Below are 21,367 nucleotides of genomic sequence, written 5' to 3' on the forward strand. Positions count from 1 at the left end.
TCATCAGGCGTACCAGGTGGGAGTGCAGGGTAGATCTGCGGTGGTGTCCGGGGAGTTCAGCCACGGGCACGACCGGTCAGCGATCCCGACCCAGGAGTCCTGTGGTCGCGGACCTTCGGAGGGGAGCGGGGAGAGGCGTGGGCAGCGGCCGACACGTGGGCCAACCGGCGGAGGACTCTGACGGTGCGGCGGCGCGACCCTCAAAGGACCCCGTCCCAGGGCAAGGACACACCACCGACGCCCCCGCAGAGCGGGAGAGCGCCGGAGCGGATCCCCGTGGCGTGCGTCGCCGCGGTGCCGCGTCCGCCCTGTGGGAGGTCGAGACCGCCTCGGCGGCCGACGCTCCGCCACTGCACGCCGACGACCTGCCCGACGGAGTGGTCGTCGCCGACGCCGGGGGAAGGGTCGTCCTCTTCAACACCCTCGCCGCGCAGCTGACCGGCGTTCCCACCGCCTCCGCCATCGGCCGCGACTTCCGCGCCGCCCTGCCCCTGAAGGGTCTCGACGGCCACAACTGGTGGGAGTCCAGCGACCCCTACGGCGGCGACCGCGAACGCACCCGTCAGCCCGAGCGCATGCTCTGCCTGCCCGACGAACGCGAGATCCTCGTCTCCGCCCGCTACGTGCGGGCCCGGCCCGGGGGGGACCTCGTCCGCCTGGTCCTCACCCTCAGGGACGCCTCCGCCCGGTCCGAACGCTCCCGCGCCGACCTCGTCTCCGAGGTCGCGCACGAGCTGCGCTCCCCGCTCACCAGCGTGAAGGGCTTCACCTCCACCCTGCTCAACAAGTGGGAACGGCTCACCGACAAGCAGAAGCTGTTCATGCTGGAGACCGTCAACGCCGACGCCGACCGTGTCACCCGGCTCATCCACGACCTCCTGGATGTCTCCCGCATCGAGTCCGGCCGCCTGGAGGTTCGCCGCCAGGTCGTCGACCTGCCCGCCGCCGTGCGCCGACTGGTCGCCAGCCGGGTCGCCTCCGGGTACGCCGAGGAGCGCTTCCGGGTCGAGGCCCGCGGTGAACTCCCGCAGATGTGGCTGGACTCCGACAAGGTGGAACAGATCCTCTCCAACCTCGTGGAAAACGGGGTGCGGCACGGCGCTGGTACTGTCAGTGTCGTGATCGAGCCGTGTGAAGGAGGAGCAGCGGTGTCGGTGCGCGACGAAGGCCAGGGCATAGCACCCGAGACCGTTCCGCGCGTCTTCCGTCAGTTCTGGCGCGGGAAGCGCCGTGGCGGAACCGGCCTCGGACTGTTCATCGTCAAGGGCCTCGTCGAGGCCCACGGCGGCACGATCACCGTCGGACGCGCCCCCAACGGCGGCGCCGAGTTCCGATTTACCGTGCCCGCCGGGACGCCCGAGTTCGTCTGAGCCCTCAGACCTTCGGCCCCCCGGTGGGCGCACGTGGCATGTCCCGGACCCCGCGACGGAAACCTTCCCGGGCTGCCCGAAACCGCCTGTGCTTTTCCTGTCGGCTTCGTCCGCCCCCGTGCGGACCGTGACTGCCGCGCCGGTCCCCGCTTCCGTGGAGGACCGGTGACGGCGAGGCAACCAACCATGTCTGCACCGAACAATTCCTTCGACCCGGTCGAGGTGACCTCCCTGCACCCCGACGAGGTCGCCCGCATGCGCGAGGAGGCGCTGGCCGCCATCGAGGCCGCCGCCGACCTCGCCGAACTCAAGGAGGTCCGGCTCGCGCACGCCTCCGACCGCTCCCCGCTGGCCCTGGCCAACCGGGAGATCGGCGCCCTTCCCCCGGCCGCCAAGGCCGATGCGGGCAAGCGTGTCGGCGGCGCCCGACGCGATGTCGGGCAGGCCCTCAAGGCCCGTCAGGCGGTGTTGGAGACCGAGCGCGACGAGCGCGTCCTCGTCGAGGAGCGCGTCGACGTCACCCTGCCCTGGGACCGCACGCCCCGTGGGGCCCGTCACCCTCTGACCACCGTGGCCGAGCGCATGACCGACGTCTTCGTCGGCATGGGCTTCGAGGTCGCGGAGGGCCCCGAGGTCGAGGCGGAGTGGTTCAACTTCGACGCCCTCAACTTCCAGCCCGACCACCCGGCCCGGAGCATGCAGGACACCTTCTTCGTCGAGGGTCCCGACGGCGGCGAGTCGGGCCTGGTCATGCGCACCCACACCTCCCCGGTCCAGATCCGCGCGCTGCTCTCGCGGGAGCTGCCCGTGTACGTGGTCGCGCCCGGCAAGACCTTCCGCACCGACGAGCTGGACGCCACGCACAGCCCGGTCTTCCACCAGCTGGAGGGCCTGGTCGTCGACAAGGGGATCACCCTGGCGCACCTGCGCGGCGCCATCGACGCGTTCGTGGAGTCCGTCTTCGGTGAGGGCCTTCGGACCCGGTTCCGCGCGTCCTACTTCCCCTTCACCGAGCCCTCCGCCGAGGTGGACATCGAGTGCTTCGTCTGCCGGGGCGCCTCCGTGGGCGACCCCGACCGGCCCTGCCGCACCTGCTCCAGCGAGGGCTGGATCGAGATCGGCGGCTGCGGCGTGGTCAACCCGCGCGTGCTCACCGCCGCCGGGGTGGACCCCGAGGTCTACAGCGGCTGGGCCTTCGGCCTGGGAATCGAACGGACACTGATGTTCGCGCACGGTGTGCGCGACATGCACGACATGGTCGAGGGCGACATCCGCTTCACCTCGGCCTTCGGGAGTGAGAACTGATGCGCGTCCCCCTGACCTGGCTGCGTGAGTACGTCGAGCTTCCGGCCGACGTCTCCGCCCGTGACCTCGCCTCCCAGCTGACGCTGGCCGGGCTGGAGGTCGAGACCGTCGACGAGCTCGGCTCCGACCTGACCGGCCCCGTCGTCTTCGGCCGCGTGCTGGAGATCGAGGAGCTCACCGGCTTCAAGAAGCCCATCCGCTACTGCAGGGTGGACGTCGGATCGGCCAACGGCACCGGCGAGCCGCAGGAGATCGTCTGCGGCGCCCGCAACTTCTCCGAGGGCGACCTCGTCGTGGTGTCCCTGCCCGGAGCGGAACTGCCCGGCGGCTTCCGGATCGGTGCCCGCAAGACCTACGGGAAGATGTCGGCGGGCATGATCTGCTCGGCGACCGAACTCGGCCTGTGGGAGGACCACGAGGGCATCGTCGTGCTGCCCGAGGGCTTCGCCGAGATCGGCGCCGACGCCATCGCCGCGCTCGGCCTGCGCGAGGACGTCCTCGACATCGCCGTCACCCCGGACCGCGGGTACGCGCTGTCCCTGCGCGGCGTGGCCCGTGACGTCGCCGCTCTGTACGGGGTCGCCCTCCACGATCCCGCCGACGTCACCGTCGTCGGGGCCACGGGCCCCGGCCACCCGGGTTCGGTCGAGGACCCCGCGCGCTGCGACCGCCTCGTGCTGCGCGGCGCCACCGGCTTCGACCCGCAGGCACCCACCCCGCTGTGGATGAAGCGCCGCCTGCACCAGAGCGGGGTCCGCCCCGTCTCCCTGGCCGTGGACGTCACCAACTACGTGATGCTCGAACTCGGCCAGCCGCTGCACGCCTGGGACCGTGACCGTGTCAACGGCGCGATCCGGGTCCGCCAGGCCGCGGCGGGGGAGAAGCTGGAGACCCTGGACCACGTCCAGCGCTCCCTCGACTCCGACGACATCGTCATCGCCGACGACTCGGGCGCCCAGGCCGTCGCCGGTGTGATGGGCGGGCTCGACACCGAGATCGGCCTGGCCTCCACAAGCGTCCTGGTCGAGGCCGCTCACTTCGACGCCATGAGCGTCGCCCGCGCCTCCCGGCGGCACCAGCTCTCCTCGGAGGCCTCCCGCCGCTTCGAGCGCGGGATCGACGCCGCAGGTCAGCTCGCCGCCGCCACCCGCGCCGTGGAGCTGCTGGCCGAGCTCGGCGGTGCCACGGTCGAGACCGCCTACACGGTCGTCGACGAGTCCGCCCCGCGTGAGCCCATCGTCATCCGGGCGTCCCACGCGTCGGGTGTGGCCGGGGTCGACTACCCCGAGGGCACCAGTGAGCGGTGGCTGCGCGCCGTGGGCTGCGCTGTCGAGACGGACGGGGACCTGCTGCGGGTCACCCCGCCCACCTGGCGACCCGACATCACCGACCCCAACGACCTCGCCGAGGAGATCATCCGCTTCGAGGGGTACGAGAACATCCCCTCGATCCGGCCCAGCGGCTCGGGACGTGGTCTGACCTCCAGCCAGCGCCTGCGCCGGGCGGTCGGCCGCATCCTCGCCGACACCGGCTACAACGAGGTGCTGTCCTACCCGTTCACCGCCGAGCGCGACCTCGACGGCCTCCAGTTGGCCGCCGACGACCCGCGCCGCGCCAGCCTGCGCCTGGCCAACCCGCTCAGCGAGGAGGAGCCGTTGCTGCGGACCACCCTCCTGCCGGGGCTGTTCAAGGCGCTGGCCCGCAACGTGGGACGGGGCCTCACGGACGTGGCCCTGTTCGAGACGGGCCTGGTGTACCTGCCGGTTCCCGGCGCCACCCGCGCCCCGATCCTGCCGGTGGACCGCGGTCCCAGCGCCGAGGAGCTCGCGCTCGTCGACGCGGCCCTGCCCGAGCAGCCGCGCCGCGTGGGCGTGGTCATCACCGGCGACGCCGAGCGCGCGGGCTGGTGGGGCGAGGGCCGCGCGGCCACCTGGGCCGACGCGATCCAGGCCGCCCGGGACGTCGCGCGCGTCGCCGGGGTCGACCTGGAGATCGAGGCCGACGCCCGCGCGCCGTGGCACCCCGGTCGCTGCGCCGCCCTGTACGTGCGGGTCGAGGGCGAGCGCGTGCTCGTCGGCCACGCCGGTGAACTGCACCCGAGGGTCGTCCAGGCGTTCGGCCTGCCGGAGCGCACCTCCGCGACGGAGATCGACCTCGACGGTGTCGAGCGGGCCCGCACGGACTCGCCCGCGCCGACGGTGTCGACCTACCCGGTGGCCACCCAGGACGTGGCCCTGGTCGTCGACGCCTCGGTGCCGGTCGGCCGGATCAGCGAGGCGCTGGCCGAGGGGGCGGGCCCCCTTCTGGAGAGCGTGCGGTTGTTCGACGTCTACACCGGTGAGCAGGTCGGCGAGGGCCGCCGGTCCGTGGCCTTCGCGCTGCGGTTCCGGGCCGAGGACCGGACGCTGACGGCCGAGGAGGCGGGGGCCGCGCGTGACGCCGCCGTCGCCCTGGCCACCGAGCGCACCGGCGCGGTCCTACGCGGCTGATCCCGGTCGGCTCCGGCCCGGACGGGCGACACGGGGTCGCGGGGGAAGGGCGGGTCGGGTACTCCCTCAGGAGGAGGACCCGCCCCGCCCTTCTGTGTTACGACAGGGGGAGCGGGTCCGGACACCGTGGAGAAGGAATGCCCCGAGTCCGCCGCCCGCTGCGAAACGTTCGGTCGCAGGGTTTGGATTTCAAGGAAATTGCGGCCACGTCTTTCCAGCGTAGTAAGGGTTTTAGTGCGAGGCGCCGGGGGTAGCTGGAATGAAGTTTGGGTTTCGGGGCATGAAAGCTCGTTTTGGCTCTTGCTGTGGAGCGGCTTGAGAACTTAGCCTGCGAGTACCTGCCACGACCTGGGCGCCCAGGAAGGGGTCAGATCCGTTTTCCGCTGCGCGTTCTCGCGCATGTCACGGCTCGGAGGTCGCCATATGACCGAAACGGTTGTCTCGTCCGCGCTCGCTCCCAAGGAACACCGGGAGCCCAGCCGCCTCTGGCATACCTTCTGTGATATGAACACCGTGGCCAAGGGCCCGGAGTTCGTCGTGGCCCGCGCCGAGGGCGTGTGGCTCTGGGACCGGTTCGGTGACCGCTACCTCGACGGCACCGCCAGTCTCTGGTACTCCAACGTCGGTCACGGTCGCGCTGAGATCGCGGACGCGGTCCACCGACAGATGAGCACCCTGGACGCCTACACCGTCTACGGGGACTTCGCCAACGTACCCGCGATGGAGCTGAGTGAGCGCCTCGCCGCCCACGCCCCTGTCGATGACCCGCGCATCATCCTCACCTGCGGGGGAGGGGAGTCGATCGACACCGCCGCCAAGCTGGCACGGGCCTACTGGACCACGCAGGGCCAGCCGGAGCGGCAGCACCTGATCAGCCGGACCGGGGGCTACCACGGCCTCAACGGTTTCGGTACGAGCATCATCGGCATGGAGCGTTTCCGTTCCGGCTACGGGAAGCTCGTCGAGGACACCTCGGTGGTCCCGCACGACTCCGCCGCCGCTCTGGAGGCCGAGATCCTGCGGGTGGGGGCGGACCGGGTGGCCGCCTTCTTCGCCGAGCCGGTGATCGGGGCGGGCGGGGTCTTCCTGCCTCCGGAGAACTACTTCGCCGACGTGGCGCGGATCTGTCGCAAGTACGGTGTCCTCTTCGTCGTGGACAGCGTGATCTGCGGCTTCGCGCGTATGGGGAACTGGTTCGGGATCGAGCGGTTCGGGGTCAGCCCGGACATGATCGTCTTCGCCAAGGGCGTCTCCAGCGGATACCTGCCGCTGGGCGGGGTCGTGGTCAACGGTCGCGTGGCCGATCCCTTCTGGAACGAGGAGGGCAACCCGTTCCTGCACGGAACCACCTACGCCGGGCACCCGTCGGCCTGCGCGGCGGCCATGGCCAACCTCGACATCCTGGAGCGCGAGGACCTGTTCACGGTCTCCCGCGAGGTGGAGACCCACCTGGACTCCGCGCTGCGCGGGCTGGCCGACCACCCGCTGGTGGCCGAGGTCCGTTCCGGGATGGGGGTGATGGGGGCGGTGGAGCTCACGGAGGAGGCCCTCACCGAGCGCGGGATCACCACGGCGGAGGTCTTCGCCGAGGCCCGTACGCGGGGCGTCATCGTCCGTCCGGTCCCGAAGGCGCTGCTGGTCTCGCCGCCCCTGGTCATCACCTGGGAGCAGGTGGAGCACCTGACGTCCACCCTGTCGGCGGCCCTGGACGCCGTCATGGCCCGACACTGACGAGGGGGAGCCCGGTCATTCCGGGCTCCCCGGAAGAAGGACCCACAGCAGGACCCGAGGAACCCACCGGTGCGGGACGCCGGTGGGTTGATTATTTTCCCAGGAAACCTCTGTCAGGTACTGGTATCGTGCAGTAATATTTACTGGGAAGATACTTCTTCGGGGGTGCGTATGGACGAGGCCCCCCGTGCACACGGCAGGGAGCGGTCCATGACGGCACAGGGCGACACCACGGAAGAGCGGGACGGTGCGGACACCGTCGAGCCGCGGGAGTCCGGGTCCAGCGACGACGATCTGATCACGGCCTGGGGGCTGGTGCACGAGGCGATGAACGCGATCCAGCCGCGCCTCCTGCACGGGATCACTCCGGACGGCAAGGACATGGCCGGGCCGTGGTTCGAGGTCCTCATCCGCCTTCAGCGCACCCCGGGGCACCAGCTGCCGATGAGCCGCCTGGCGCGCGAGGTCAGCCTCAGCACGGGTGGCTTCACCAAGCTGGCCGACCGCCTGGAGAAGGAGGGCTACCTGGAACGACACAACTGTGCGAGCGACCGCCGGGTCGTCTACGCCACCCTCACCGAGGAGGGGTTGGAGTTCATCGTCGCCGCGCGGGTGAGGCACGTCGAACGCCTCAGGGAGCACGTGCTCGCACCGCTCGGCGAGGCGGGGGTTCGACAACTCGCCGCCATCGCGCGTACGCTCCGTGACAGTGCCCGCGGCTGACGCGAGCCCGAATGAGGACTCTGCGTAGTCGAATTCCCACTCAGTGGCGTGGCGATCCACGTGAATGTGCAGAAAACATCCCATCCGCGTTCGTTCCCATGTAGGTTGGCCAGAGTTCGGGGGCCCAACGCGGGGTGGGTCGGGAGCACTGAGGTTCCGGGGGGAATGATGAGGCTGTTCACCACTGCTGCCCAGATGAGGCCCATTCCCCGGTCCTCTCGCTTCGCCAACGGCGGTGTCTCCTTCTGGTTCCGCGAGGACGGTCTGCCGGAGCGCAGAGCCCCGCTCCCCGGAGACGCCGACTACGACGTCTGCGTGGTCGGAGCCGGTTACACGGGCCTGTGGGCCGCCTACTACCTCAAGAAGGACCAGCCCGACCTGCGCGTCTGCGTCGTCGAGCGGGAGTTCGCCGGGTTCGGGGCCTCGGGGCGTAACGGAGGGTGGCTGTCCGCCGAGTTCTCCGGATCCCAGGAGGACTACGCACGGTCACATGGCAAGCCCGCCATGATCGCCCTCCAGCGCGCGCTGATGAACACCGTGGACGAGGTCGTCTCGGTCGCCGAGGCCGAGGGGATCGAGGCGGACGTCGTCAAGGGCGGCATGCGCGTGGTAGCCAGCAACGCCGCCCAGCGCGAACGCCTCCAGGCCCACATCGACTACCTTCAGGACTGGGGGTACTGGCCGGACGACATCCACATGGTGGATCCGGACCACGCGCCCCCGATCGCGGTCGAGGGCGCCGTCGCGGCGGCCTACTCGCCGCACGCCGCCCGCGTCCAACCGGCCAGACTGGTCACCGGCCTGGCCCGAGCGGTCGAGGCCCTGGGCGTGGAGATCTTCGAGGACACCCCGGTGACGGAGATCCGACCCCGGCAGGGCTCCGAGCGCCCGTCCGTGGTCACCGAGCACGGCACCGTCCGCGCCGACCACGTACTGCGGGCCACCGAGGGCTTCACCTCCACCCTGCGCGGGCAGCGCCGCCGGTGGCGCCCCATGTACTCCTCGATGATCGTCACCGAGCCGATCCCCGCCGACCTGTGGGAACGCATCGGTTGGGAGGGCCGTGAGCTCCTGCGCGACTCCGCCCACTCCTACGTCTACGCCCAGCGCACCGCCGACGACCGCATCGCCATCGGCGGCCGGGGCGCGCCCCACCGCCTCGGCGCTTCGGAGGACAACGAGGGCGCGACGGCCCCGCAGGCCATCGCGGAGCTGTGGCGGTCGCTGACCGGCATGTTCCCCGACGTCGCGGACGCCCCGATCGAGCACGCCTGGTCCGGTGTGCTCGGTGTGCCCCGGGACTGGTCGCCGACGGTGAACCTGGACGCCGAGTCCGGACTGGGCTGGGCGGGCGGCTACTCCAGCAGCGGGGTCTCCACGAGCAACCTCGCCGGGCGCACCCTGCGCGACCTGGTCCTGGGGCGCAGCACCGACCTCACCCGCCTGCCGTGGGTCGGTCACGAGGTGCGCGGCTGGGAGCCCGAGCCCCTGCGCTGGATGGGAACCCAGGTCGTGCGCGGGCTGTACCGCACCGCGGACCGCCGCGAGTCCCGGACCGAGGGGGGCCACACCTCCCGCCTGGCCGATCTGGCCACCCGCATGCCCGGCAACTGACCCGAGCCCCCTCCGGTCGCGCCCCGCGGTGTCCACCCCACCCTCCTGATACACCCCCCGCTTCGACCGTCACCAGTTGCATAAAATTACACTGGCATGCATGATGGTTCAGTCCAAGCGAGAAGAGAGGGTCTCACCATGGGATACACAGCGGCCATCGCCGGAGCCAGCGGCTACGCCGGAGGCGAGCTGCTGCGTCTGCTCCTGGGACACCCCGACATCGAGATCGGCGCCCTCACCGCGGGCAGCAACGCCGGGACCCCCCTGATCCAGCACCAGCCCCACCTGCTGCCGCTCGCCGATCGCACACTCGTGCCCACCACCGTCGAGGAACTGCGCGGCCACGACGTCGTCTTCCTCGCCCTTCCGCACGGCCAGTCCGCCGACATCGCCCAACAGCTCGGCGACGACGTCCTCGTCGTTGACTGCGGGGCCGACTTCCGACTCGACGACGCCGCCGCCTGGGAACGCTTCTACGGCACCCCCCACGCGGGGACCTGGCCCTACGGCCTTCCCGAGCTGCCCGGACAGCGCGACCGCCTCATCGGCGCCCGCCGGATCGCCGTCCCCGGCTGCCACGTCACGGTCGCCACCCTCGGCCTCTTCCCCAGCCTGGCCCAACAGCTCGTCGAGACCGACCTCACCGTCGTCGCCGTCACCGGCACCTCCGGCGCGGGCAAGGCACCCAAGCCCAACCTGGTCAGCAGCGAGATCATGGGAGCCCTGAGCCCCTACGGGGTCGGCGGCGCCCACCGGCACAACCCGGAGATCATCCAGAACCTCACCTCGGTCAGCGGCGAACCGGTCCGGCTCTCCTTCACCCCGGTCCTGGCCCCCCTGCCCCGAGGCATCCTCGCCACCTGCACCGCGCCCCTCAAGCCCGGGGTCACCGCCGACCAGGTCCGCGCCGCCTACGAGACCACCTACGCCGACGAGCCCTTCGTCCACCTGCTCCCCGAGGGCACCTGGCCCAACACCGCCATGACCCTCGCCGCCAACACCACGCTCGTGCAGGTCACCGTGGACCCCGACGCGGGTCGTATGGTCGCCGTCGCCGCCCTGGACAACCTCACCAAGGGCACCGCCGGCGGAGCGGTCCAGAGCACGAACCTCGCCCTGGGCCTGCCCGAGACCACCGGCCTCCCGCTCGCCGCGGTCGCGCCCTAGGGAAGGGGCCGACATGAGCGTCACCGCACCCCAGGGGTTCCGCGCCGCCGGTGTCACCGCCGGCTCGGGCGGGGAACACGCCCGAGACGTCGCCGTCGTCGTCAACGACGGTCCCTCACGCGCGGCCGGGGCCGTCTTCACCGACCACCCCGAGCCCGCCGCACCCGTCCTGTGGACCAGGCAGGTCGTCTCGGGCGGCCGCGTCCGCGCGGTCGTCCTCAACGCGGGCAGCGCCAACGCCGCCACCGGTCCGCTCGGTTTCCAGACCGCCCACGCCGAGGCCGAGCACACCGCCGGCCTGCTGGCCGACTCCGCGGCCGAGATCGCGCTCTGCTCCGCCGGTGAGATCGGGGCCGTCCCGCCGGCAGCCCCCCTCAACACCGCAGTGACGGACGCGCTCGCCCAGGCGGCCCGGGGCGGCGGCCTCTCCGCCGCCGACGCCATCCGCACCGACGACACCGTGGCCAAGTTCGCCTTCCGGCGCGGCGGGGGAGTCACCGTCGGCGGCATGGCCAAGGGGCCCGACGCCTCCGTCGGCTCGGCGCTGTGCGTCCTGACCACCGACGCCGCCCTCAGCCCCGAACAGTGCCAGCGCCTGGTCGCTGACGCGGCCGCCTCGGCCCTCGCCCCGCTGACCGGCACCAACGACACCGTCCTGTTGCTCGCCAGCGGCGCCGCCCCGGCCACCCCCGACGAGTCGGAGATCGCCCTCCTGCTCACCGGGGTCTGCGAGGAACTCGCCGCCCAGATCGCGGCGGACGCACCCGCATCCGTCACCGCCGAACCCGGCGCCCCCGAGGACAGGCAGGCCCACCAGTGAACTCCGCGACACACACCACCCAGGACCAGGCCCAGGCCATGGACAAGGCGGCGCACCTCATCGAGGCACTGCCCTGGCTCTCCCGCTTCCACGGCCGCACGGTCGTGGTCAAGTACGGCGGCAACGCCATGATCAGCGAGGAGCTGCGGGTCCGCTTCGCGGAGTCCATCGTCTTCCTCTACTACGCGGGCCTGCGCCCCGTCGTCGTCCACGGCGGCGGACCCCAGATCAGCGCCATGCTCGACCGCTCCGGTGTGGAGTCCAGCTTCACCGCCGGGCTTCGGGTGACCACCGACGAGGCCATGGACATCGTCCGCATGGTCCTCACCGGACAGGTCAACCGCGAGATCGTCGGGCTGATCAACCAGCACGGCCCGTTCGCGGTCGGTATGTCCGGCGAGGACGCCAACCTCCTCTACGCCGAGCGCAAGAGCGTGGAGGTGGACGGTGCGACCGTCGACATCGGCCGGGTCGGCGAGGTCACCGAGGTCAACCCCGGCGCCGTCTCCGCTCTCATCGCGGACGGCCGCATCCCCGTCGTCTCCAGCGTCGCCCGCGCCGACGACGGCGGCGTCTACAACGTCAACGCCGACATCGCCGCCTCCGCTCTCGCCGTCGCCCTGGGCGCGAGCAAGCTCATCATGCTCACCGACGTCGAGGGCCTGTTCGCCGACTACCCGGCCAACACCGACCTCATCCGGCGCCTCAACGTGGACGAGCTGCGCGCCATCCTGCCCTCCCTCTCCTCGGGGATGCTCCCCAAGATGGAGGCCTGCCTGAAGGCGGTCGAGGGCGGCGTGCCCCAGGCCCACATCATCGACGGCCGCGTGCCGCACTCCCTGCTCCTCGAGGTCTTCACCGACCTCGGAGTGGGCACGATGGTCGCCGACGAGGAGCTGGAGGCCGAACTCCTCTCCGGAAACGGCCACTACCCGCGCCCCTGGCGCCCCACGTACACCACCGATCAGAACCCGGGAGCCCACAAGTGACCAGCAGCGACCTGAGGGAGCGCTTCGCCGCCTCGCTCATGCCCAACTACGGCGTGCCGCCGGTGGCCCTGTCCCTCGGGCGCGGCTGCGAGGTCTACGACGCCGACGGACGCCAGTACCTCGACCTCATCGCGGGTATCGCCGTCTCCAGCCTCGGACACGGACACCCCGCCCTGGTCAAGGCGGTCGCCCACCAGGCGGCCACCCTCGCCCACACCAGCAACCTCTTCGTGCACGAGCGCGAGGTCCAGCTGGCCGAGCGCCTCGTGGAGCTGGTCGGCGGCGACGCCAAGGTCTTCTTCGCCAACTCCGGCACCGAGGCCAACGAGGCCGCCCTCAAGCTGGTCAAGCGCGCCGCCGGATCGGGCCGCCACTACTTCGTGGCCGCCGCCAAGGGTTTCCACGGCCGCTCCGCCGGGGCCCTCGCCCTGACCGGCAAGGACTCCATCCGCGAGCCCTTCGGCCCCTTCGGCATGGACGTGCGCTTCGTGCCCCACGGCGACATCGACGCCCTCACCGAGGCGGTCGACGAGAACTGCGTGGCCGTGTTCGTCGAGCCCACCCAGGGGGAGGCGGGCGTGGTCCCCGCGCCCGAGGGCTACCTCGCCGGGGTCCGCGCCCTGTGCGACCGCACCGGCGCCGCCTTCGTCCTGGACGAGATCCAGAGCGGCATCGGCCGCACGGGCCAGTGGTTCGCCCACCAGGAGGAGGGCGTGCGCCCTGACGTGCTCACCCTCGCCAAGGGCCTGGGCGGCGGGCTGCCCATCGGCGCCTGCGTCGGCTTCGGCCGCTTCGCCGACGCCTTCCACAAGGGAGACCACGGCTCCACCTTCGGCGGCAACCCCGTGGCCTGCGCCGCCGCGCTCGCCGTCATCGACACCATCGAGGCCGAGGGGCTGCTCGCCCACACCAAGGTGATGGGCGACCTCCTCGCCGAGCAGATCGAGGGCGTCGACCACCCCCTGCTGGCGGGACAGCGCGGCAGCGGCCTCTGGCGCGCCCTCGTGTTCACCGGACCGCACGCCGCACACGTCCAGGAACAGGCCGCGGTCCGCGGGTTCCTGGTCAACGCGGTCGCCCCCGACGCGATCCGCCTGGCCCCGCCCCTGGTGATCACCCCCGAACAGATCGGGGTGTTCATCGAGGCCCTGCCCACCATCCTCGACGCCGCCGAGGCCGCCGCCACGAAGGAGCAGCAGTCATGACCCGGCACTTCCTGCGTGACGACGACCTCACACCCGAGGAGCAGACCCGCGTCCTCGACCTCGCCGACGAGATGAAGCGGGACCGCTTCGCGTACAGCCCCCTGGCCGGTCCCCGCACCGTAGCCCTGCTCTTCGACAAGCCCTCGACCCGGACCCGGCTGTCCTTCTCCGTGGGCGTCGCCGACCTCGGCGGCAGCCCGCTGGTCCTGGACTCCGGAAGCACCCAGATGGGGCGCGGCGAACCCCTGGAGGACACCGCGCGCGTCCTGGAGCGCCAGGTCGCCGCCGTCGCCTGGCGCACCTTCGCCCAGGCCGACGTGGAGAACCTCGCCCGGCACATCGGCGTCCCGGTGATCAACGCGCTCACCGACGAGTTCCACCCCTGCCAGATCCTCGCCGACCTCCAGACGGTCCGCGAGTTCAAGGGCACGCTGGCCGGTCTCACCCTCGCCTACCTCGGCGACGGCGCCAACAACATGTCCCACTCCTACCTGCTGGGCTGCGCCACCGCCGGGATGCACGTGCGGATCGGCGCTCCCGAGGGGTTCCACCCGGACGAGGTCGTGCTCACCCGGGCCCGCGAGATCGCCGAGGGCACCGGCGGGTCGGTCACCGTCACCACCGACCCCCGCCAGGCCGCCGAGAGCGCCGACGTCGTGGCCACCGACACCTGGGTGTCCATGGGGCAGGAAAGCGAGAAGGAGGACCGCGAGGCCCCCTTCCGCCCCTACATCGTGGACGAGGACCTGGTGGCCGCCGCCCACCCCGAGGCCATCGTCCTGCACTGCCTGCCCGCCTACCGGGGCAAGGAGATCACCGCCGGGGTCATCGACGGACCCCAGAGCGTGGTCTGGGACGAGGCCGAGAACCGGCGCCACGTCCAGAAGGCCCTGCTCGCCTACCTGCTGGAGAGCAGCGACAACCCCGAGCCCGAGACGCGATGAGCCACGACCACAGCGGACCGGTCCCGATGACCAAGGCCGCCCGGCACGCCCGCATCACGGACGTCCTCACCCGCGAGGACGTCCGCTCCCAGGGAGAACTGGCCAAACGCCTCTCCGAGGCCGGGGTGCAGGTCACCCAGGCCACGCTCTCCCGGGACCTGGACGAACTGGGCGCGGTCAAACTCCGTACCGCCGACGGTCACCTGGCCTACGTACTCCCGGGGGAGGGCGGCGAACGCCTCCAGCGCACCCGCCCCGACACCCTCAGCCTCGAACAGGTCTCCGGGGCCCGCCTCACCCGGCTGGCCGAGGACCTGCTGGTCTCGGCCGAGGCCTCCGCCAACATGGTCATCGTGCGCACCCCGCCTGGGGCCGCCCAGTACCTGGCCTCGGCCATCGACCACACGGACTTCCACACCATCCTGGGGACCATCGCCGGAGACGACACCATCCTGGTGATCTCCCGGGACCCCCAGGGCGGGGAGGACCTCGCCGCGGCGCTGCTGCGGTTGGCCGACCGCAGACCCTGACGGCCCGGCGCCGTCCACCCGGCTTCGGACGGCCCAGGCGCCGTCCCCGCACCAACCGAAACGTCACGAAGGAGACCACGATGGCCGACCAGCCCGAGGCCCTGCGCCTGTGGGGCGGCCGCTTCGAGGGGGGACCGGACCAGGCCCTGGCCCGCCTCTCTCTCAGCACCCACTTCGACTGGCGCCTCGCACGCCACGACATCGCCGGGTCGCGCGCCCACGCCCGCGCCCTGCACCGCGCCGGGCTGCTCACGGCCGACGAGCTGGACCGCATGATCGCGGGACTGGACCGGCTGGAGACCGATGTGGCCTCCGGGGACTTCACCCCCGTGCTGGAGGACGAGGACGTGCACACCGCGCTGGAGCGCGGGTTCATCGAGCGGGTCGGGCCCGAGCTCGGCGGACGGCTGCGCGCCGGGCGCTCCCGCAACGACCAGATCGCCACCCTGGTCCGCATGTACCTGCGTGAGGAGGCCCGGTCCATCGCCGACCAGCTCCTTGACCTCGTGCGCGCCCTCGCCGACCAGGCCGGGGCCCACCCGGACGCCGCCATGCCGGGCCGGACCCACCTCCAGCACGCGCAGCCCGTGCTGCTCGCCCACCAGCTGATGGCACACGCCTGGCCGCTGGTCCGCGACGTCGAACGACTCCGCGACTGGGACCGCCGCGCCGCCGTCTCCCCGTACGGCTCCGGTGCCCTGGCCGGGTCCTCCCTGGGACTGGACCCCGAGGCGGTCGCCGACGAACTCGGCTTCCCGGCCTCCTCGGAGAACTCCATCGACGGCACCGCGGCCCGCGACGTCGTCGCCGAGTTCGCCTTCGTCACCGCCATGATCGGCGTGGACCTGTCCAGGCTCTCGGAGGAGATCATCCTGTGGGCGACGAAGGAGTTCTCCTTCATCACCCTGGACGACGCCTTCTCCACCGGCTCGTCTATCATGCCGCAGAAGAAGAACCCCGACGTCGCCGAGCTCGCCCGGGGCAAGGCGGGCCGACTGGTCGGTGACCTCACCGGCCTGCTCACCACCCTCAAGGGGCTCCCGCTCGCCTACAACCGGGACCTCCAGGAGGACAAGGAGCCGGTCTTCGACGCGGTGGACAGCCTGCACCTGCTGCTGCCCGCCATGACCGGAATGGTCGCCACGCTCACCTTCCACACCGACCGGATGGCCGAGCTGGCCCCGCAGGGCTTCTCCCTGGCCACCGACATCGCCGAATGGCTGGTCCGCGAGCGCGTCCCCTTCCGTGATGCCCATGAGATCGCCGGTACCTGCGTGCGGGTCTGCGAGGAGCGCGGCATCGACCTGCCCGACCTCACCGACGCCGACTTCGCCGAGATCTCCGAGCACCTGACCCCGGGCGTGCGCGAGGTCCTGACCGTCCCGGGCTCCCTGGCCTCCCGCGCGGGCCGGGGCGGCACCGCCCCCGTTCGGGTCGCCGAACAGCTCGGCCGGCTCCGCTCCGACGTCGAAGAGCACCGCAAGGCCTTCGTGGCCTAGCCCGCGACCGTCCGCCGCTCGGACCCGGATCAGTCCGAGCGGCGGGCGGCCCAGACGGAGCGGACGGTACGCACCGTCAGGTCGTCGCGGCGCGTGATCGCACCCGGGCCGTCAGTATCCAGCAGCCGGTCGAGCGCCGCGAGGTCCTCGGGGGCCAGCTTGTCGGCCATGCTCTCCCGCAGGCGCCGGAGACTGGTGAGGGCGTACTCGCCGATCACCGGGTCCCCGGAGCCCTGGACCTCCGCCGTCACGGTGCGTTCGCCCTCAATGACGAACCCGTTGGCCGTCAGCTTCCGCGTCCAGTCGGCGCCCCGGTGCGTCAGGTGTCCGGCGTGCCACCGGTCGCTCACCGCGTGCAGGGCCTCCTCCAGTCCGGGCCGTTCCTCCGGGGCGTCCTCGGGCAGGAAGCGCGGGAAGCCGGACAGCTCCACCAGGGCGAGGAGCCCGTCGGGTGCGAGCAGGTCGCGGACCCGGCGCAGGGCGAGGTCGGGGTCGGCCATGTGGTGCAGGGACGCCGAGGCCCACACCAGGTCCGGCGTCCCGAGGTCGGGCCAGTCGGCCTGGTCGAGGTCGGCCAGGACGGTGCGCACGCGGTCCTCCACCCCCGCTTCCCGGGCCTTCACCCGCAGGCGGTCCAGGTGCTCGGCCGAGGAGTCGACGGCGATCACGCGCGCCTCGGGAAAGCGGTCCAGGAGCGGGAGGGTCCCGGCCCCGGTGCCGGAGCCGAAGTCGACGATCTCGCGCGGCTCCTCCCGGACGGGCAGCCAACCGATGACGCGGTCGGTCTGCGGTGCCATGACCCGCGCGTCGAGGTCGAGGATCAGCGCCAGGGCGTGGGATCCGGGCGCGTGCCTGTGGTTCTCCTGGTGGTCGTGGTGCTGGTGCTCAGAGTGGTGACCGTGGTGTGTGTGAGAGTGCGTCATGCGCCCAGGCTAAGCACATCTTGCGCTCGTGGCAGCACTTCTTTCGCCAAAGGCAAGAATGTGCCGGCGGTGGCTGCCGGACGCGCAAGCGCCCGCCTCGGCGCTCACGCGGGGGAGCCCTCGGAGCCACCCCGTTGGTGTCCCCGGCGGGCGTCCCGGTCGAAGATGCCGAGGATCTCGCACGGACCGCCCTCGGCCCCGATCGCGTGCGGAAGCATGGTCGGGAACTCGGCCGCCTGGTTGGTCTCGATCCGCAGGCGCCGTTCTCCCAACAGCAGCACGGCGGTGCCGGACAGCACGACCAACCACTCCCGGCCGGGGTGCGCCCGCATCCGCGACGGCTGGTCCGGCGGGGGATCGGTCAGTCTCTGGCGCATGACGGTCATGCCGGGGTCCGCCCTCACCGGCCAGCGCAGCGTGCCGTGGTTGCCGTCGACCATCGGGCTGGTGACGACGTCGTCAGTGGTGCTCTCCACGAGCTGGTCGAGGGTGGTGTCCAGTGCCCGGGCGAGCGTGACCAGGCTGTCGAGGGCCAGCCTGCGCTGCCCGTTCTCGATCCGGCTCAGGGTCGACTGGCTCAGCCGGGCCCGGGTGGCCAACTCCTCCAGGGACCAACCCTGCGCCACCCGCAGCGCGCGGATGCGTCCTCGTACCAGCCGGTCCAGATCACGGTCCTCTTGCGTCATGGGCAGAACCCTATGTCCCAGCGGCAACAACCGCACTGAGGTCCGGACTTCCAGCACCATCGCCTGACATGCGTGTACACACCGCGCCACGGACGCCCCGAGGGCCCGTGGCCGGAAGGGATCCAATCTCCGATTCCCCCGCGCCAGAGGGAAGAGTGCGGTAGCGTCCAGAGTCTGCGGACACCGCACGTGTTTCCATCTGCGCGTACCGTGACGACCCGTGCGGGGACCGGCACGCACCAAGCGTGGTCTCCGGTGCCCGCGTCGAGTCCGTGGGAGGAGCGCAGTGGGTCAGCCAGTGAGCACGGGTCGCGGGCCCAAGACCGGGAACGGCCCCGGGATCAGGACACAGCTCAACCGGATCGTGCTGATTCCCAGTGTCACCTTCCTCGCGCTGTTCATCCTGCTCAGCACGGCCACACTCGCCCAGGCGGTGTCGCTGCACCACTCCGTCACGGACGGTCGAGCGGGGGCCGACCTCGCCGGAGCGCTCACCGCGCTCCAGGACGAGCGCCGACTCGGCGTCGAGTTCGTGACCGACCCCGGCGGCGACAGCCGACAGGCGCTGGTCGACGCCGCTCGGACCACCGACGAGGCCCTCGCCCAGCTCCGCCAGGTGCGCGACACCCTGGAGGGCGGTCGCGGCGAACCCGAGCCACTGGCCCTGGCGTTCTTCGGATCCCTGGAGGACGTTCAGGCGCTGCGCACCGACAACCTCGCCGACCCGGGCGCGGTGACGGACGTCCTGGACACCTACACCGGTGCGATCGAACAGGGCATCCGCCTCTACTCGGCCACCGTCCAGGGGCTGGACGACGGGCTCGTCTCCGACGCCGCCTCCGAGGCCGACAACCTGCTGTGGTCCCAGGAGAGCTTCGGCCACGTCGACGCCCTCATCACCGCGGTTCAGGCGGAGAACGACCTCACCCGCTCCCACCAGGCCGAGATCGCCTCACTCGCGGGTGACACGCGCCGCCGCCTGAGCGCGGAGGAGTCGCCCGAGGAACTTCCCGACGACCAGGGCCCCGGGGCTCCGGTGGAGGCCGGGGCGGCCCCCGGCACCGCCACCCAGGAGGAGGACCAGGCCTCCCGCATCGAACGGATCACCCGCGGCGCCGCGTGGGTGGAGGCCATGGGGATCGCCGACACCCTGGTCCAACACGAGGCGCCCGTGGAGATCGACCCCCTCACCGGGGAGTTCGACCGCGACCGCACCCCGCCGCGCGGCCTCGGCGACTGGCGCGAGGCGGCCGACGAGGTCAACACCGGGCTCGCCGAGGTCACCACCGACCGCGTGGACAGCGTGGTCACCTCCACCGAGGAGGCCAGCTCGTGGATGTTCACGATGGCCCTCGGCGGCGGTATCACCTCCCTGTTCGCCGGAACGGTCGCCTACGGGGTGGCCGCCAGCTCGGCCAGCCGCCTCACCTACCGGCTGGCCAGGCTCCGGGCGGAGACACTGGGGATCGCCCGCAGCGACCTCCCCCGCATCGTGCGCCGTCTGGAGGCGGGTGAGAGCGTGGACCTCGACACCGAGATGAAGCAGCTCGACCACGGAACCGACGAGGTCGGGCAGGTGGCCGACGCCTTCAACATCGCCCAGCGCACCGCCGTCGGCGCCGCCGTCAAGCAGTCCGACATCCGCGCGGGCGTCAGCCGGGTCTTCCTCGGCATCGCCCACCGCAACCAGTCCCTCGTGCAACGTCAGCTCCAACTCCTGGACCGCGTGGAGCGGGAGGAGGAGGACCCGGACCTGCTGGAGAGCCTCTTCCAGCTCGACCACCTCGCGACCCGGGGCCGCCGTCACGCCGAGAACCTCATCATCCTCGGCGGCGCCCAGCCCGGCCGGCGCTGGCGCCACCCCGTCCCGCTCGTGGACATCCTGCGCGGCGCCATCTCCGAGACCGACGAGTACGCCCGGGTCGAACTCACCTCCGTGCCGGACCTGTCACTGGTGGGAGCGGTCGTCGCCGACGTCATCCACCTGCTCGCGGAACTGGTCGAGAACGCCACCGCCTACTCACCGCCGCACACCAACGTCACCATCGCCACCGACAACGTCCCCAAGGGCGTGGTGATCGAGATCGAGGACCGGGGTCTGGGCATGACGGAGGAGGTCCTGGACGAGAACAACGCCACGCTCGCCGAGGCGCCGGAGTTCGACGTCATGACCCCCGGAACGGACGGCCGCCTCGGCCTGTTCGTCGTGGCCCGGCTCGCGCTCAAGCACGAGATCGGGGTGCAGCTGCGGCACTCGCCCTACGGAGGAACCCGCGCCGTGGTGCTCGTGCCCAACGCCCTGGTGGTCTCCAGCGGCGGCGCCCCGGTGGAGCGCCCCCGGGCGGCGGTGCTTGCCCGCTCCAGCGGCGTGAACCCCGAACCCCAGGCGGGCGACGACCATGACGCCCCCGCCGACCTGCTGGCCGCGGAGTCGGGTCCCCGTCACGCCCGCCCCGTCCTGCGGTCGGTCCCCGAGCACGACGACCGGCGCCCCGGCGACGGGACGGACGACCACGCCCCCGGGGGTCCTCTGCTGCGTCAGGTGCCGGACCTGACACCCGAGCCCGATCCCACGCCGGACCCCGGGCCCGCGCCCGGACCGTCCCGGCCCAGCGTCAACGCGCCCCTGCCCCGAAGAGGAGGAGACGAGACGGGAACCGGATCCAGACCGGACCGGGCGGGGCTGCCCCGCCGCAGGCGGCAGGCCAACCTCGCACCCCAGCTCCGCGACGACCCCTCGACCGGGGCGGGCCCGCCCGGCTCCGAACCGGTGTCGCAGCGAAGCCCCGAACAGGCACGCCGCATGATGGACGCTTTCAGCGCCGGAACCCGACGCGGTCGAGCCGAGGAGATCGGCCGCGACGGACTCGGACACAGCAGTGATGACCAGGTCGGTGCAGGCGCCGACGACCACACAGGAGAGAGCGACTGAGATGGTGGGCATGAGCAAGGCCGCGGACAACCTGGACTGGCTCCTGGACGACCTGGTCGACCGCGTCGTGGGCGCCAGCCACGCGATCGTGCTGTCGGCCGACGGACTGCTGCTCGGGCGCTCCCGGGGACTGGTCTCGGACGACGCCGAGCATCTTTCCGCGGTGGCCTCCGCGTTCCAGAGCCTGGCCCGGGGCACCGGGCGTCACTTCGGCGGCGGCGACGTCCGCCAGACCGTCGTGGAGATGGAGCACTCGTACCTGTTCGTCACCGCGGCGGGCACCGGGGCCTGTCTGGCCGTCCTGGCAACGGAGGACGCCGACGTCGGACTGGTCGCCTACGAGATGAACCTCCGGGTCAAGAGGGTGGGCCAGTTCCTCACCGCGCCGCCACGGCGCCCGGGCCACCTCACGGCGATGGGAGGCGGGAGTTCGTGAACAC

The 21,367-nt window shown here is 71.9% G+C and carries 17 protein-coding genes; 15 read left to right on the forward strand and 2 right to left on the reverse strand.

The window, feature by feature from the left end; all coding sequences use genetic code 11:
- Positions 1-137: 137 nt before the first annotated feature.
- The 13 genes from BDW27_RS22405 to argH all read left to right on the forward strand — a co-directional run bounded on the left by BDW27_RS22405 (position 138) and on the right by argH (position 16,386).
- Positions 138-1,370: an ATP-binding protein gene (locus tag BDW27_RS22405; RefSeq protein WP_026129620.1), complete on the forward strand. Its 1,233-nt coding sequence runs from the start codon at positions 138-140 to the stop codon at positions 1,368-1,370.
- Positions 1,371-1,556: 186 nt separating this feature from the next.
- Complete coding sequence (pheS, locus tag BDW27_RS22410; protein ID WP_017546595.1) at positions 1,557-2,675, forward strand: phenylalanine--tRNA ligase subunit alpha; 1,119 nt, start codon at positions 1,557-1,559, stop codon at positions 2,673-2,675.
- On the forward strand, positions 2,675-5,164 hold the full coding sequence (pheT, locus tag BDW27_RS22415; RefSeq protein WP_110051532.1) for a phenylalanine--tRNA ligase subunit beta: 2,490 nt from the start codon (positions 2,675-2,677) through the stop codon (positions 5,162-5,164). Before pheS ends, pheT begins: the two co-directional genes overlap by 1 nt.
- A gap of 504 nt (positions 5,165-5,668) precedes the next feature.
- Positions 5,669-6,895, forward strand: a complete 1,227-nt coding sequence (locus tag BDW27_RS22420) for an aspartate aminotransferase family protein (protein ID WP_110051534.1) — start codon at positions 5,669-5,671, stop codon at positions 6,893-6,895.
- Between the two features lie 210 nt (positions 6,896-7,105).
- The gene (locus tag BDW27_RS22425; RefSeq protein WP_199560741.1) at positions 7,106-7,618 is read left to right on the forward strand and encodes a MarR family winged helix-turn-helix transcriptional regulator; all 513 of its coding nucleotides are present in this window, start codon (positions 7,106-7,108) and stop codon (positions 7,616-7,618) included.
- Positions 7,619-7,813: 195 nt separating this feature from the next.
- Positions 7,814-9,232 carry an FAD-binding oxidoreductase gene (locus BDW27_RS22430; protein ID WP_110051562.1) on the forward strand — a complete coding sequence of 473 codons (1,419 nt, stop codon included), beginning with the start codon at positions 7,814-7,816 and terminating at the stop codon, positions 9,230-9,232.
- A gap of 138 nt (positions 9,233-9,370) precedes the next feature.
- Positions 9,371-10,399: an N-acetyl-gamma-glutamyl-phosphate reductase gene (gene argC, locus BDW27_RS22435; RefSeq protein ID WP_110051535.1), complete on the forward strand. Its 1,029-nt coding sequence runs from the start codon at positions 9,371-9,373 to the stop codon at positions 10,397-10,399.
- 13 nt (positions 10,400-10,412) lie between these two features.
- A complete protein-coding gene (locus BDW27_RS22440) occupies positions 10,413-11,219 on the forward strand; it encodes a bifunctional ornithine acetyltransferase/N-acetylglutamate synthase (protein ID WP_017546601.1) in 807 nt (268 codons plus the stop codon).
- A gap of 38 nt (positions 11,220-11,257) precedes the next feature.
- Entirely contained in the window at positions 11,258-12,208 is a 951-nt protein-coding gene (gene argB / locus BDW27_RS22445; protein WP_110051563.1) for an acetylglutamate kinase, read from the forward strand.
- Entirely contained in the window at positions 12,205-13,413 is a 1,209-nt protein-coding gene (locus BDW27_RS22450) for an acetylornithine transaminase (RefSeq protein WP_017546603.1), read from the forward strand. Before argB ends, BDW27_RS22450 begins: the two co-directional genes overlap by 4 nt.
- Positions 13,410-14,357 (forward strand): ornithine carbamoyltransferase, encoded by a 948-nt coding sequence (gene argF, locus BDW27_RS22455; RefSeq protein WP_110051537.1) that lies wholly within the window; start codon positions 13,410-13,412, stop codon positions 14,355-14,357. Before BDW27_RS22450 ends, argF begins: the two co-directional genes overlap by 4 nt.
- A complete protein-coding gene (locus BDW27_RS22460; protein ID WP_017546605.1) occupies positions 14,354-14,887 on the forward strand; it encodes an arginine repressor in 534 nt (177 codons plus the stop codon). Before argF ends, BDW27_RS22460 begins: the two co-directional genes overlap by 4 nt.
- Before the next feature lie 80 nt (positions 14,888-14,967).
- Positions 14,968-16,386 carry an argininosuccinate lyase gene (gene argH, locus BDW27_RS22465; protein ID WP_017546606.1) on the forward strand — a complete coding sequence of 473 codons (1,419 nt, stop codon included), beginning with the start codon at positions 14,968-14,970 and terminating at the stop codon, positions 16,384-16,386.
- A gap of 29 nt (positions 16,387-16,415) precedes the next feature.
- On the opposite strand, the gene BDW27_RS22470 is transcribed toward argH, so the two are convergent.
- Both BDW27_RS22470 and BDW27_RS22475 read right to left on the reverse strand, forming a co-directional pair.
- Complete coding sequence (locus BDW27_RS22470) at positions 16,416-17,309, reverse strand: trans-aconitate 2-methyltransferase (RefSeq protein WP_110051538.1); 894 nt, start codon at positions 17,307-17,309, stop codon at positions 16,416-16,418.
- A 104-nt stretch (positions 17,310-17,413) separates the two neighbouring features.
- Positions 17,414-17,995, reverse strand: a complete 582-nt coding sequence (locus tag BDW27_RS22475) for an XRE family transcriptional regulator (RefSeq protein ID WP_110051540.1) — start codon at positions 17,993-17,995, stop codon at positions 17,414-17,416.
- A 298-nt stretch (positions 17,996-18,293) separates the two neighbouring features.
- Here BDW27_RS22475 and BDW27_RS22480 point away from each other — a divergent pair, with 298 nt between their 5' ends.
- Entirely contained in the window at positions 18,294-20,927 is a 2,634-nt protein-coding gene (locus BDW27_RS22480; protein WP_233515884.1) for a nitrate- and nitrite sensing domain-containing protein, read from the forward strand.
- Between the two features lies 1 nt (position 20,928).
- Positions 20,929-21,363, forward strand: a complete 435-nt coding sequence (locus BDW27_RS22485) for a roadblock/LC7 domain-containing protein (RefSeq protein WP_017546610.1) — start codon at positions 20,929-20,931, stop codon at positions 21,361-21,363.
- The last annotated feature ends 4 nt before the right edge of the window (positions 21,364-21,367 follow it).

The organism is Nocardiopsis sp. L17-MgMaSL7, from assembly GCF_003182025.1.
Taxonomy (GTDB): domain Bacteria; phylum Actinomycetota; class Actinomycetes; order Streptosporangiales; family Streptosporangiaceae; genus Nocardiopsis; species Nocardiopsis prasina.

Bases quoted from the DNA above. Each gene is read 5' to 3' on its own strand.
- BDW27_RS22485 (WP_017546610.1), top strand. From the start codon at position 20,929: ATGGTGGGCATGAGCAAGGCCGCGGACAACCTGGACTGGCTCCTGGAC.
- argH (WP_017546606.1), top strand. From the start codon at position 14,968: ATGGCCGACCAGCCCGAGGCCCTGCGCCTGTGGGGCGGCCGCTTCGAG.
- argB (WP_110051563.1), top strand. From the start codon at position 11,258: ATGGACAAGGCGGCGCACCTCATCGAGGCACTGCCCTGGCTCTCCCGC.
- argF (WP_110051537.1), top strand. From the start codon at position 13,410: ATGACCCGGCACTTCCTGCGTGACGACGACCTCACACCCGAGGAGCAG.
- BDW27_RS22430 (WP_110051562.1), top strand. From the start codon at position 7,814: ATGAGGCCCATTCCCCGGTCCTCTCGCTTCGCCAACGGCGGTGTCTCC.
- BDW27_RS22470 (WP_110051538.1), bottom strand. From the start codon at position 17,309: ATGACGCACTCTCACACACACCACGGTCACCACTCTGAGCACCAGCAC.
- BDW27_RS22425 (WP_199560741.1), top strand. From the start codon at position 7,106: ATGACGGCACAGGGCGACACCACGGAAGAGCGGGACGGTGCGGACACC.
- BDW27_RS22420 (WP_110051534.1), top strand. From the start codon at position 5,669: ATGAACACCGTGGCCAAGGGCCCGGAGTTCGTCGTGGCCCGCGCCGAG.
- BDW27_RS22475 (WP_110051540.1), bottom strand. From the start codon at position 17,995: ATGACGCAAGAGGACCGTGATCTGGACCGGCTGGTACGAGGACGCATC.
- argC (WP_110051535.1), top strand. From the start codon at position 9,371: ATGGGATACACAGCGGCCATCGCCGGAGCCAGCGGCTACGCCGGAGGC.
- BDW27_RS22440 (WP_017546601.1), top strand. From the start codon at position 10,413: ATGAGCGTCACCGCACCCCAGGGGTTCCGCGCCGCCGGTGTCACCGCC.
- BDW27_RS22460 (WP_017546605.1), top strand. From the start codon at position 14,354: ATGAGCCACGACCACAGCGGACCGGTCCCGATGACCAAGGCCGCCCGG.
- pheT (WP_110051532.1), top strand. From the start codon at position 2,675: ATGCGCGTCCCCCTGACCTGGCTGCGTGAGTACGTCGAGCTTCCGGCC.
- pheS (WP_017546595.1), top strand. From the start codon at position 1,557: ATGTCTGCACCGAACAATTCCTTCGACCCGGTCGAGGTGACCTCCCTG.